10 protein-coding genes are annotated in these 12,193 nt (G+C 65.4%); 6 read left to right on the top strand and 4 right to left on the bottom strand.

Annotated elements, in window-relative coordinates; all coding sequences use genetic code 11:
- The first annotated feature begins 24 nt into the window (after window positions 1–24).
- Window positions 25–405: a DUF5594 family protein gene (locus tag OKW29_RS28970; RefSeq protein ID WP_090800962.1), complete on the top strand. Its 381-nt coding sequence runs from the start codon at window positions 25–27 to the stop codon at window positions 403–405.
- A 109-nt stretch (window positions 406–514) separates the two neighbouring features.
- On the opposite strand, the gene OKW29_RS28965 is transcribed toward OKW29_RS28970, so the two are convergent.
- Window positions 515–2,632: a phosphocholine-specific phospholipase C gene (locus OKW29_RS28965; protein WP_429293506.1), complete on the bottom strand. Its 2,118-nt coding sequence runs from the start codon at window positions 2,630–2,632 to the stop codon at window positions 515–517.
- Between the two features lie 145 nt (window positions 2,633–2,777).
- On the opposite strand from OKW29_RS28965, the gene OKW29_RS28960 reads away from it, so the two are divergent.
- A complete protein-coding gene (locus OKW29_RS28960) occupies window positions 2,778–2,930 on the top strand; it encodes a hypothetical protein (RefSeq protein WP_429293505.1) in 153 nt (50 codons plus the stop codon).
- A gap of 264 nt (window positions 2,931–3,194) precedes the next feature.
- Here the strand turns inward: OKW29_RS28960 and OKW29_RS28955 are convergent, their stop codons facing one another.
- The 3 genes from OKW29_RS28955 to OKW29_RS28945 are packed head-to-tail and all read right to left on the bottom strand — an operon-like array spanning window position 3,195 to window position 6,183.
- On the bottom strand, window positions 3,195–4,055 hold the full coding sequence (locus OKW29_RS28955) for an alpha/beta fold hydrolase (RefSeq protein ID WP_429293504.1): 861 nt from the start codon (window positions 4,053–4,055) through the stop codon (window positions 3,195–3,197).
- An 11-nt stretch (window positions 4,056–4,066) separates the two neighbouring features.
- Window positions 4,067–5,656 (bottom strand): benzoate-CoA ligase family protein, encoded by a 1,590-nt coding sequence (locus tag OKW29_RS28950; RefSeq protein ID WP_429293503.1) that lies wholly within the window; start codon window positions 5,654–5,656, stop codon window positions 4,067–4,069.
- Between the two features lie 59 nt (window positions 5,657–5,715).
- A complete protein-coding gene (locus OKW29_RS28945) occupies window positions 5,716–6,183 on the bottom strand; it encodes a DUF4863 family protein (RefSeq protein ID WP_429293502.1) in 468 nt (155 codons plus the stop codon).
- A gap of 238 nt (window positions 6,184–6,421) precedes the next feature.
- Here OKW29_RS28945 and OKW29_RS28940 point away from each other — a divergent pair, with 238 nt between their 5' ends.
- The 4 genes from OKW29_RS28940 (at window position 6,422) to boxA (ending at window position 11,998) form a co-directional block, all read left to right on the top strand.
- Window positions 6,422–7,423: a helix-turn-helix transcriptional regulator gene (locus OKW29_RS28940; RefSeq protein WP_429293501.1), complete on the top strand. Its 1,002-nt coding sequence runs from the start codon at window positions 6,422–6,424 to the stop codon at window positions 7,421–7,423.
- A gap of 114 nt (window positions 7,424–7,537) precedes the next feature.
- Window positions 7,538–9,217 (top strand): 2,3-epoxybenzoyl-CoA dihydrolase, encoded by a 1,680-nt coding sequence (boxC, locus tag OKW29_RS28935; RefSeq protein WP_429293500.1) that lies wholly within the window; start codon window positions 7,538–7,540, stop codon window positions 9,215–9,217.
- Window positions 9,218–9,315: 98 nt separating this feature from the next.
- Window positions 9,316–10,743: a benzoyl-CoA 2,3-epoxidase subunit BoxB gene (gene boxB / locus OKW29_RS28930; RefSeq protein ID WP_184071075.1), complete on the top strand. Its 1,428-nt coding sequence runs from the start codon at window positions 9,316–9,318 to the stop codon at window positions 10,741–10,743.
- A gap of 16 nt (window positions 10,744–10,759) precedes the next feature.
- Window positions 10,760–11,998 (top strand): benzoyl-CoA 2,3-epoxidase subunit BoxA, encoded by a 1,239-nt coding sequence (gene boxA, locus OKW29_RS28925; RefSeq protein WP_429293499.1) that lies wholly within the window; start codon window positions 10,760–10,762, stop codon window positions 11,996–11,998.
- The last annotated feature ends 195 nt before the right edge of the window (window positions 11,999–12,193 follow it).

Genomic DNA, 12,193 nt, shown 5'->3' with positions numbered 1-12,193 from the left:
TGGGAATCACAGCGGAGAGATTGGATGCGCCCCGAGAGTGCAATGCGTTTCGACCAGGAGTTCGCGCCGCGCATTGCCGAGGCGATCGCCGCGTGTATCGCCAAGACCGTGCACACCGACGTGTTGCCGCATGGCGAACAGGGTCAGCCCACCCGCGTGCGGATTCACGCCACGCCGCTCGATGAGCTCGGTCATTACCCGCATCCGTTGAATCTGTATCTGACCTGGGACAGCGACGAAATAGAAAGGCTGATGGGCGAGCAGGGCGCGACGCGTTTCGCCAGATATCTGGCCGCGCTGCCGCGCAAGCTCAATGCGTGGACCCAGGCGCGCGAACTCGATTTCTCCACGCACACGCAGGGTGAGCCGGTTACGTTGATCGGCGGGCTCGATTTCGAATCGTAGACGCGCGCGCGATGGCGGGCTTGCGTTCGAGAGCTGGATGAAAAACGGCCGCTGTGCTCGAAGAGCCAGCGGCCGTTGCTTTTGCAGCGTTGGGTTACAGCGACGACGCTCAGCCGCCCAGCGCCGGATCGCTCATGCTGTTGTTTGCCGTCTCGACATGACCGGCGATGCGGCGCGCGAACGTCGGGTCCGTATCGACGGTGATCGCGAGATCGTACCAGCCGTATGCTTTGCGCAGATCGAGGTACAGATTGTCGGTGTCGCCGCCGCGTACCGAATGCTTGATCACATGGCTCGCGTCGTACGCGTTGACGATCGTGAACTGGCAACGCGCGCTGCCGACGTTTTCGAGCCGCAGTTGCAGATTGCCGTTCGCGACATCGTAGCCGTCGGCGACGGCCGGCCGTGCGGTGTCCGAACCTTTCCACCAGTTCCGTGCGACCACCTGGCCCGCGAAGCGGCGCAGGAAGCCGTTCGGCCCGTGCACGCTGAAGTCGTAGCTGCCGTCGGCGTTGAGCAGCAGCGCGTCCTGCAGATGCTTGCCCGCTTCGACGGTATAGCTGCGCGGCGCGTCGGCGCTATTGGCCGCGTACACGAGGAACACCGCGCCCGCGCGGCCCGTGTTGACGAAGCGCATCGTCAGCTTGCCGTTCGAGCCTTCGTCGACGCGCACGAACAGTTCGTACGGCAACGCGCGCGCCGGGCGCACGCCCGCTTCCTGCTTCGGCACCGTCTGCACCGTCGGCGGTTGCGGCACGTAGTCCGGGTGACGGTTCTGGTCGGGCGGCACGTAGCCGCTCGTGCCCGGCAGCGACGGCACCGACGCGTTCGGATTCGCGAAGTTGAACGCGGAGGTCAGATCGCCGCACACCGCGCGACGCCACGGCGTGATGTTCGATTCGCCGAGATTGTGCTGCTGGCCGAAGCGCTTTTCGATGAAGCGGATCACCGACGTATGGTCGAACACTTCCGAGCACACGTAGCCGCCTTTGGACCACGGCGAGACCACCAGCATCGGCACGCGCGGTCCGAGCCCGTACGGCCCGGCGACGTTCTTCGCGTCGCCCGCATAGATTTCGTGCGTGATGTCGACGGTCGACAGACCGTTCGCGCTCGACGCGGCCGCGAACGGTGCGGCGATGTGATCGAAGAAGCCGTCGTTTTCGTCGTAGTTGATCAGCAGCACGGTCTTGCTCCACACGTCCGGGTTCGACGTGAGGATCTGCAGCACCTGATCGATGTACCACGCGCCGTAGTTGGTCGGCCAGTTCGGATGCTCGCTGTACGCTTCGGGCGCGACGATCCACGACACCTGCGGCAGCGTGCCGTTCTGCACGTCGCGCTTCAGAATGTCGAAGTAGCCGTCGCCGTTGGCCGCGTTGGTGCCGGTCCGCGCGTTGTCGTATAGCGGGTTGCCCGGCTGCGCGTTGCGGTACTGATTGAAATACAGCAGCGAGTTGTCACCGTAGTTGCCGATGTACGCGTTCTTCGTCCAGCCCCACGAATCGTTCGCGTCGAGCCCGGTGCCGATGTCCTGATAGATCTTCCACGAGATGCCCGCGTTCTGCAGCACTTCGGGGAAGGTCGACCAGCCGTAGCCGAGTTCCGAATTGTCGATCACGGGACCGCCGCCGCTGCCGTCGTTGCCGACCCAGCCGCTCCACATGTAGTAGCGGTTCGGATCGGTCGGACCCATCAGCGAGCAGTGGTAGGCGTCGCAGATCGTGAATGCGTCGGCGAGCTGATAGTGGAACGGGATGTCGTCGCGCGTCAGGTAGGCCATCGTGGTCGCGCCTTTCGACGGTACCCACTGATCGTTGCGGCCGCCGTTCCATGCGGCGTGCGTGGAGCCCCAGTCGTGCGCGAGATCCTGCAGGAATTGCAGGCCGAGGTTCGGCGCGCCCGGACGGAACGGCAGCACGTAGCTGGCACCGCTGGCGTCGGCGGTTTGCGGCTGATACCACACCGGCTGGCCGTTCGCGAGGTTGATCGCGCGCGTGTCGCCGAAGCCGCGCACGCCTTTGAGGGTGCCGAAGTAGTGGTCGAACGAACGGTTCTCCTGCATCAGCACGACGATGTGCTCGACGTCGCGGATCGTGCCGGTCCGGTTGTTGGCCGGAATCGCGAGCGCATTGCGGATGCCCGGCGGCAGCATGCTCAACGCGGTGAAGGAACCGGCGGCTTGCGCGGCCGAGCGCAGAAAATCACGACGATTGTTTGAGGTCATGGTTGGGGCGGTGGTGGCTTTGATCTTCGGTGGAGGAGAAAGGCACGGGGACGACAAATTGCGGTACTGAAACGGCGATGCTGCGTCGGACGCGCGAAGGCAGGCTAGCCGCCGCGCGCGGCGCGATTCTCAATCGACGGTATGGATGACGGGGCTGGCCAGCGGCGGCGAGGTGGCGGACAGCGCCGTGCCGGCTTCGGATGCGGGTGCCGCCGGTGTCTGGATCGTCAGCGTCGGCGGCGCGGAGTCGGCCGGCGGCGGGGCGATCGATGGGTCGCCGGGATCAGCGGCGGAATGATTCGGTTGAACTGATCGTATTCGTGCTGGCGGGCGGGGCGTCGTCGCTGCACGCTCCCGCTAGCGCGCACAGCGCGATCACCGCGATGGCACCCGTCAAACGTTTGCGACGGGGCGCACGACTCGGCTTCGACACGAAGGACATGGCACTGTCTCCGGGCGGGGAAGGGATGCCTCGCAATCGATGTGCCGAGGTCAGCGATGCAGCAGCATAATCGGCGATCCGTGTAATTTTTATGAAGTATCGGTAACAGACGGGCGCCGCTTATCGTTGTGCGCGCACGAATGCCGCGATGGCGTCGTTGAGTGCGGCGGGCGCGTCGCGATGCGGCGAGTGTCCGCATGCGTCGAGCTTCACGAGTTGCGCGTGCGGCACGCGCGCGGCGATCGTGTCGATCTGCGCCATCGTGCCGTAGTTGTCGTCGTGGCCCTGGATCGCGAGCAGTGGTCGACGGATCGGCGCGAGCGCCTCGACGATCGACCACCGCCTGAACGCAGGGTCGAGCCAGATATCGTTCCAGCCGTAGAACGCGGAATCGACGTCCGCGTGATAGCGGGCGAGCTTCGCGCGCAGATCGGTGGTTTCGTAAAGCTGCTTCGTTTGGGCGATGCTTTGCACCGAGATGTCTTCGACGAATACGTGCGGCGCGATCACGACCGCGCCCGCGAGCGCATCGGGGTACAGCGCCGCATACAGCAGCGCGATCGAGCCGCCGTCGCTATGACCGATCACCCACATGCGTTGGCGTTGGCGCAGGTCGATATCGAGCGCGTCGAGCAGGGTGGGGAGGATGTCGCGCGCCTGGGCGGTCATGAAATCGACCGGCCATTTGTCGTCAGGCGCACGCGCTGTCGAGAGTCCGTAGCCTGGCCGCGAATAGACGAGCCCGCGCATGCCGAGTCGCGCGCACAACGTCTGCGGCCAGTCGCGCCACATCGCGATCGAGCCGAGACCTTCGTGCAGGAATACCGCGATCGGCGAATCGTCCTGCTGAGCATTCGCCTGCTCGTTGACCCAGCGGTACTCGATGCGCAGCGGTCCATGCGACGCGCTCGCCGGCAGTTCGGCAAGGCGGCTGGCGGCACTCGCGGAGGAAGTGGCAGGGGCGGTACCTCGGTTCTGCATCAATGAATCACCTATGACTGTTCGCGTAGCTTGAAGCGTTGAATCTTGCCGGTGGCGGTCTTCGGCAGATCGTCGGTGAACACGATATCGCGCGGGTACTTGTGCGGCGCGAGCCGTTCCTTGACGAAGGTCTTCAGTTCCTCAGCGAGCAGGTCGGACGGCATGAAGTCGCGCTTGAGCACGACGAACGCGCGCGTTTTCACGAGCCCGCCATGCTCGACACCGACCACCGCCGCTTCGAGCACCGCCGGATGCGCGACGAGCACCATCTCGACCTCGACCGGCGACACATATTGGCCGCTCACTTTCAGCATGTCGTCGCTGCGGCCCGCGTAGACATAGCAGCCGTTCGTGAGACGCCGATATTTGTCGCCGCTTCTGATCCATTCGCCGAGAAACGTCGCGCGCGTTTTCTCGCGATTGCTCCAGTACATCAGCGCCGCGCTCGGCCCCTTGATGAACAGATCGCCGACTTCGCCATCGGGCACCGGCCGCCCGGCTTCGTCGCGCAACTCGACTTCGTAGCCCGGCACGGGGCGCCCGGTCGTGCCGTATTCGACTTCGCCCGCGCGATTCGACATGAAGATGTGCAGCATTTCCGTCGAGCCGATGCCATCGAGAATCTCGACGCCGAAGTGCGCGGTGAAGCGTTCGCCGACGTCGCGTGGCAACGCCTCGCCGGCCGACGCGCACACGCGGATCGCGACGTCGGCGCGCGCGGGCAGGTTGGGCGACACCAGCATGTTCGCGTACAAGGTCGGCACGCCGTAGAACACGGTCGGGCGGTGCCGGACGAGGCGCGCGAAAATCGCCTCGGCGGTCGGACGCTCGGCCATCAGGATCGCGGTCGCGCCGACCGACAGCGGAAACGTCAGCGCGTTGCCGAGCCCATATGCAAAGAACAGTTTCGCCGCCGAAAACACCACGTCGCTCTCGACGATGCCGAGCACCGGCTTCGCATACAGCTCGGCGGTCCAGTACAGATTCGCGTGCGTATGGACGGTGCCTTTCGGCTTGCCGGTCGAGCCCGACGAATAGAGCCAGAACGCGATGTCGTCCGCGTTGCTTGCACAGCCTTTGACGGCGGGTAGCGCGGTGTCGACCAGCGTTTCGAAGCGGGGCGCCCCGAGCGGCGCTTCGGTGCAGGCGTGAGGCTGCGAGACGATCGGTTGGCAGCCGTCGTCGTCGATGCTGCTCAGCGCCTCCGTCACGTTAGGTAGCAACGGTTCCGATACGATCACCGCTCGCGCGTGGCTGTGCGTCAGCATGTACGTATAGTCGGCGGCGCTCAGCAAGGTGTTCGCGACGACCGGCACGATACCGGCGTAAAGCGCGCCGAGAAATGCGACCGGCAGCGATACGGTGTCGAGCATCACGAGCAGCACGCGTTCCTCGGGATGCACGCCGAGCGCACGTAGTGCGCTGGCGCAGCGCCGCGCGCGCTGTTCGAGTTCGCCGTAGGTCGTCGCGCCGTCGTCGTCGATATAGGCGACTTTGCCCGCGCGCGCTTCGTTCAACTGGAACAGATGCCTCGCGAAGTTGAACAGCGGGGGCGGCGGCGCAACCGGCTCGCGTGCGCTCGTTTCCAGCAGGGCTTCCATATGTCTCCTCCATCCGTGGACACGGTCCGGCTCTTGTGTGATCGTGATCTGTTCGCGGCTCACGCGCGCGTGAATTCGATCGCCCCTTGCGGCAGCAGATACAGCACCAGCGCCCGGCCGTTCGCGACGGTCGGACGATGCGCCGAGCCGGGGCCGTACACGCACCAGCCGGCCGGATGGCCGTCGAACGTCGCGCCGTCGGTGACGGGCATGATCAGATCGATCTCGCCGTGCGGATGGACGTGGTGCGGCCCGGCAATGTCCTGCATGTCGACGACGTCGACGGAAAAGCCGTGCGTGTCGGGCAGCGCCTTGAAGATGCGGCCGTAGCGGATGCCGCCGGCCTCGCGGTTGCACAGCCAGCCTTCGGCGACGCCGCTGCGGCATGCGTTCGCGAGTTCGTGAAAGGTGGGGCTGCTGGCGGGCCAGGTGTCGTTCAGCCAGTCCGCGAGCGCGGCGTCGAGCGGCCGCCCGGCGAGTTGCACAGTGACGCCTGCGATCAGGCGCTGGAATTCCTGTGGGGACATGCGAGCCTCCAGAAGCGCGCTCACGCAGGCCGGCCGCCGGGTCGCCGGCCGCCGGATCGCCGGCCACCGGAACTTGGGTGCATGCGTATTGCGGCGCCGTCTCCGTGACGCGGCCGGAATGCCAAGGCGGCGCGCGACTGTGTTTGTGATTGGATCAGCTTTTGGCGAAAATTAAACCGTTCACTTGGTGCGTGTCAAGCACTATAGTACATGTATCGTAGTCACGAGGTCGCAAAACATGAATCAAAAGTACCCTCCCGCACCGTTGGACGAAACCGACGACGGCGCGGCCCGCGCCGAACGCACCGGGCGCGCGGGTGAACGCACGGCCGAACGTGGCGGCGAGCGCGAAGAACGCGATCCGTTCCTGACCGCGATGGGCGAGCGTGTGCGTTTGCTGCGCGCGCGCCGCGGCATGACGCGCAAGACGCTGGCGGCCGAAACCGGTTTGTCGGAGCGGCATCTGGCGAACCTCGAATCGGGCGTCGGCAATGCGTCGGTGCTGGTGCTGCGGCAGCTCGCGGCCACGCTGAACTGCTCGCTCGCCGAGGTGATCGGCGACGAAACCACCGCGTCCGTCGAATGGCTGCTGATCCGCGAGTTGCTGCGGGGGCGCGACCAGGCGGCACTGCAGCGCGCGCGCATCGCGCTCGCCGAGATGTTCGCGCAGGCGCCGCGCGACCCACACCGCAAGGACCGCATCGCGCTGATCGGCCTGCGCGGCGCGGGTAAGTCGACGCTCGGGCGCATGCTCGCGCAGGAGCGCAAGGTGCCGTTCATCGAGCTCACGCGCGTGATCGAACAGCTCGCGGGCTGTCCGCCGTCGGAGATTCATTCGCTGTACGGCGCGAGCGCGTATCGACGCTACGAGCAACGCGCGCTCGAGGCGGTGATCCACGAGCATCCGCACGCGGTGATCGCGTCGCCGGGCGGGCTCGTGTCGGAAGCGGGCACGTTCAACGTGCTGCTGTCGCACTGCTTCACCGTGTGGTTGCAGGCGACGCCCGAGGAACATATGCGCCGCGTCGTCGCGCAAGGCGATCTGCGGCCGATGTCCGGCAACCGCGAGGCGATGGACGACCTGAAGCGCATCCTCGCCGGGCGCGCCGAGCTGTACGGACGCGCGGACATGTCGTTCGACACCAGCGAAAAGACGCTCGCCGATGCGTACCTGCAGTTGCGCGACCGTCTCGCCGCGCGGCTCGCGGCGGAAGTCCCCGACGAGGCGCGCGTGAACTGACCGATCGCGGGCGCCAGGGTTTCCCCGTAAAAATGCACTAAAGTGCTTTACGCTGGTACGACGATGCACTATTGTTCAAAAAACAGATTGCATCGTCCAGTCAGGAGACGCCCCATGTCCACAGCACCCACCGCCATTGCTCAGGCCGCGCCGGTCGACTATCGCACCGAGCCGTCGCAGTACAAGCATTGGAAGCTCAGCTTCAACGGTCCGGTCGCGACGCTCGGCGTCGACATCGCCGAGGACGGCGGCATTCGCGGCGGCTACAAGCTGAAGCTCAATTCGTATGATCTCGGCGTCGACATCGAGCTGCACGACGCGATTCAGCGCATTCGCTTCGAGCATCCGGAAGTCCGCACGGTGGTGGTGACGAGCCTGAAGGACCGGGTGTTCTGCTCGGGCGCGAATATCTTCATGCTGGGGCTGTCATCGCACGCGTGGAAGGTCAACTTCTGCAAATTCACGAACGAAACCCGCAACGGGCTCGAAGATTCGTCGCGCCATTCGGGGCTCAAGTTTCTCGCCGCGGTGAACGGCGCGTGCGCGGGCGGCGGCTATGAACTCGCGCTCGCCTGCGATGAAATCTATCTGATCGACGATCGTTCCTCTTCGGTGTCGCTGCCGGAAGTGCCGCTGCTCGGCGTGCTGCCCGGCACCGGCGGACTCACGCGCGTGACCGATAAGCGCAAGGTGCGCCACGATCGCGCGGATATCTTCTGCACGGTGGTCGAGGGCGTGCGCGGCGAACGCGCGAAGGCCTGGCGTCTCGTCGACGAAGTCGTGAAGCCGAACCAGTTCGAGCAGGCCATTCAGGCGCGCGCGCTCGAACTCGGCGCGCACAGCGATCGTCCGGCCGGAGCGCCGGGCGTCGCGCTCACGCGCATCGAACGCACGGATCGCGAAGCTGGCCTCAGCTATCAGACGGTCGACGTCACGATCGATCGCGCGAAACGTGTGGCGACCTTCACCGCGCGCGCGCCACAGACCGAGCAACCGACCGGCATCGCCGCGATCGCCGCGGCCGGCGCCAACTGGTGGCCGCTGCAATTCGCCCGCGAACTCGACGACGCGATCCTCTCGATGCGCACCAACGCGCTCGACATCGGCACCTGGGTGTTCAAGACCGAAGGCGACGCGCGCCACCTGCTCGCGGTCGATGCGACGCTGCTGCAGCACCGGGATCACTGGTTCGTGCGCGAAACGATCGGCATGCTGCGCCGCACGCTCGCGCGCCTCGACGTGTCGTCGCGCTCCATCTTCACGCTGATCGAGCCGGGTTCATGCTTCGCCGGCACGTTCGCGGAACTCGCGTTCGCCGCCGATCGCATCTACATGGCCGCGCTGCCCGACAACGAGGACGGGGAGCCGGCGATCACGCTGTCGGAAGTCAACTTCGGCCTGTATCCGATGGTGACGCATCAGTCGCGGCTCGCGCGGCGCTTCTACGAGGAAGCCGAGCCGCTCGACGCGGCGCGCGCGCTGATCGGCCAGCCGGTCAAGGCGCTCGACGCGGAGCGCCTCGGTCTCGTCACCGCGTCGCCTGACGATATCGATTGGGCCGACGAAATCCGCATCGCGCTCGAAGAACGCGCGGCGATGTCGCCCGATGCCTTGACCGGCCTCGAAGCGAATCTGCGCTTCAATGGGCCGGAGACGATGGAGACGCGCATTTTCGGCCGTCTCACCGCCTGGCAGAACTGGATCTTCAACCGGCCGAACGCAGTGGGCGAGAAGGGTGCGCTCAAGGTGTACGGCAAGGGCAGCAAGGCGCAATTCGATGTGTCGCGCGTGTGAGATGCGCCGCGCTCACTCCGACTAAACGACGCCGCCTGCCGATACGCGCCTCTCGCCACTGCAGCTTCCGAACAGGGAATTGACCCAGGGAACCGACCATGTCCTCGATCAACTACAGCGAAAAGATTCCGAACAACGTCAACCTCGCCGACGACCGCGCGCTGCAACGCGCACTCGAACAATGGCAGCCGAACTTTCTGTCATGGTGGGGCGACATGGGCCCGGAAGGCTCGCACGGGTACGACGTGTATCTGCGCACCGCGGTCAGCGTCGATGCGGGCGGCTGGGCGCACTTCGACTACGTGAAGATGCCCGAGTACCGCTGGGGCATTTTCCTCACGCCGGGCGAGCAGGATCGCACGATCCACTTCGGCGAGCACAAGGGCGAAGCCGCGTGGCAGGACGTGCCCGGCGAGCATCGCGCGAACCTGCGCCGCATCATCGTCACGCAGGGCGATACGGAACCGGCCTCGGTCGAGCAGCAGCGTCACCTCGGTTTGACCGCGCCGTCCCTGTACGATCTGCGCAACCTGTTCCAGGTCAACGTCGAGGAAGGCCGCCACTTGTGGGCGATGGTGTACCTGCTGCATCGCTACTTCGGCCGCGACGGTCGAGAGGAAGCCGAAGCCTTGCTCGGCCGCCGCTCCGGCGACGAGGACAACCCGCGCATTCTCGGCGCGTTCAACGAGAAAACGCCGGACTGGCTCGCGTTCTACATGTTCACGTACTTCACCGACCGCGACGGCAAGTTCCAGTTGTCGGCGCTCGCGGAGTCGGGCTTCGATCCGCTCGCGCGCACGACGAAGTTCATGCTGACCGAGGAAGCGCATCATATGTTCGTCGGCGAATCGGGCGTGTCGCGCGTGATCCAGCGCACCGCTCAGGTGATGAACGAACTCGGCACCGACGACGTCGCGAAGATCCGCGCGGCCGGCGTGATCGATCTGCCGACCATCCAGCGCTATCTGAACTTCCATTACTCGGTCACGATCGACCTGTTCGGCGCCGATCATTCGTCGAACGCGGCGACGTTCTATAGCTCGGGTCTGAAGGGCCGCTACGAGGAAGGCAAGCGCGACGACGATCATCGCCTGAACGAGCATGCTTACAAGCTGCTCGACGTGCAGGACGGCAAGCTCGTCGAGCGCGAAGTGCCGATGCTCAACGCGATGAACGAAGTGCTGCGCGACGATTACATCAAGGACTCGGTTGCCGGCGTTGGGCGCTGGAACAAGGTGCTCGAGAAGGCCGGCGTCGACTTTCGCATGACGGTGCCGCACAAGGCGTTCAACCGGCAGATCGGCACGTTCGCCGGCACGCGGGTGTCGCCGGACGGCCGCGTGCTCAGCGAAGCCGAATGGGCCGCCAACGAAGCGAACTGGCTCGCCACGCCTGAAGACCGCGCGTTCGTCGCCTCGCTGATGGGCCGCGTCGCCGAGCCGGGCAAGTTCGCGAACTGGATCGCGCCGCCCGCGATGGGCGTGAACCGTCAGCCGGTCGATTTCGAATACGTGCGCTTCAACTGAAGCAGGCGAGGAAGTCATGAACGGGCCAGTATCGGTCGAAGTTCTGCGGCAGCATCTGATCGATCCGGAGATCTGCATTCGCTGCAATACCTGCGAAGAGACCTGTCCGGTCGATGCGATCACGCACGACGACAACAACTACGTCGTGAAGGCCGATGTCTGCAACGGCTGCATGGCCTGCGTGCCGCCGTGCCCGACCGGCGCGATCGACAACTGGCGCACCGTGCTGAAGGCCGACGCGTATTCGATCGACGAGCAGTTTACGTGGGACGTGTTGCCGGAGCAGAACACGATGGCGGTGCCGGCTGAAGAACCGGTGGCCGCGTCCACCGCGGGCGACAGCGCCGCCGAAGCGGACGGCATCGAAGTGGATACCGTGCGCGGCGCGGTCGTGCCGCCGTGGTCGGCCGCGAAGCCGTACGTGAATCTCTACACGCATAAGGCGCCGACCACCGCGACGGTGGTCGGCAACTACCGGCTCACCGACAGCGCGACGTCGAGCGACATCCATCACATCGTGCTCGATTTCGGCTCGATGCCGTTTCCGGTGCTCGAAGGCCAGTCGATCGGCATTCTGCCGCCGGGAGCTGCCGCCGACGGCCGCGTGCATCACGCGCGCCAGTACTCGATCGCGAGTCCGCGCGATGGCGAGCGGCCCGGCTATAACAACGTGTCGCTGACGGTGAAGCGGGTGTCGCAGCAGCACGGCGACGCGATCGACGGCGTGTGCTCGAACTATCTGTGCGATCTGAAGAAGGGCGACGTGGTCAACGTGATCGGTCCGTTCGGCAGCACCTTCCTGATGCCGAATCATCCGAACTCGCATCTGCTGATGATCTGCACGGGCACCGGTTCCGCGCCGATGCGCGCGATGACCGAGTATCGCCGCCGCAAGCGCCTCAAAGGCGCGACCGGCAAGCTGATGCTGTTCTTCGGCGCGCGTACCAAGGAGGAGCTGCCGTACTTTGGACCGCTGACGAATCTGCCGAAGGATTTCATCGACACCACGCTCGCGTTTTCGCGCACCCCGGGACAGGCGAAGCGCTACGTGCAGGACGCAATGCGCGAACGTTCGGCCGACGTCGCGAACCTGCTGAAGGACGACAACACCTATATCTACGTGTGCGGCCTCAAGGGCATGGAGGACGGTGTGCTGCAGGCGCTCAAGGATATCGGCGAGCAGCATCAGATCGATTGGGAAGCGTTGTGGGCGAAGCTGAAGCGGGAAGGGCGGCTGCATCTGGAGACGTACTGAGCGGCGCGCCGACACGCCGACCCACACCGAAAGCTCCGCGAAAAGGCTCCGCAAAGGCTCGTGAAAGCATGAGCGCTTGCGGGGCCTTTTTGCCTGCGCCATATGCTTGACGGAAGAGCGCAGCGGCTAACCTGTGCGGATCGACGCACCGCGCGCGAAGCGCTTTGAAAATCGCGGACGGTTTGCTACAGTCGG

It is taken from the genome of Paraburkholderia sp. CI3, assembly GCF_050436505.1.
Taxonomy (GTDB): Bacteria; Pseudomonadota; Gammaproteobacteria; order Burkholderiales; family Burkholderiaceae; genus Paraburkholderia; species Paraburkholderia tuberum.
The sequence above is the reverse complement of the archived record's forward strand: the minus strand, read 5'-3'. Positions and strand labels throughout refer to the sequence as shown.

What these genes read in the sequence shown, in the direction of transcription:
- OKW29_RS28965 (WP_429293506.1), bottom strand. Translation starts at nt 2,632, where the DNA reads ATGACCTCAAACAATCGTCGTGATTTTCTGCGCTCGGCCGCGCAAGCC.
- boxA (WP_429293499.1), top strand. Translation starts at nt 10,760, where the DNA reads ATGAACGGGCCAGTATCGGTCGAAGTTCTGCGGCAGCATCTGATCGAT.
- OKW29_RS28970 (WP_090800962.1), top strand. Translation starts at nt 25, where the DNA reads ATGCGCCCCGAGAGTGCAATGCGTTTCGACCAGGAGTTCGCGCCGCGC.
- OKW29_RS28950 (WP_429293503.1), bottom strand. Translation starts at nt 5,656, where the DNA reads ATGGAAGCCCTGCTGGAAACGAGCGCACGCGAGCCGGTTGCGCCGCCG.
- OKW29_RS28945 (WP_429293502.1), bottom strand. Translation starts at nt 6,183, where the DNA reads ATGTCCCCACAGGAATTCCAGCGCCTGATCGCAGGCGTCACTGTGCAA.
- OKW29_RS28940 (WP_429293501.1), top strand. Translation starts at nt 6,422, where the DNA reads ATGAATCAAAAGTACCCTCCCGCACCGTTGGACGAAACCGACGACGGC.
- OKW29_RS28955 (WP_429293504.1), bottom strand. Translation starts at nt 4,055, where the DNA reads ATGCAGAACCGAGGTACCGCCCCTGCCACTTCCTCCGCGAGTGCCGCC.
- boxB (WP_184071075.1), top strand. Translation starts at nt 9,316, where the DNA reads ATGTCCTCGATCAACTACAGCGAAAAGATTCCGAACAACGTCAACCTC.
- OKW29_RS28960 (WP_429293505.1), top strand. Translation starts at nt 2,778, where the DNA reads ATGACGGGGCTGGCCAGCGGCGGCGAGGTGGCGGACAGCGCCGTGCCG.
- boxC (WP_429293500.1), top strand. Translation starts at nt 7,538, where the DNA reads ATGTCCACAGCACCCACCGCCATTGCTCAGGCCGCGCCGGTCGACTAT.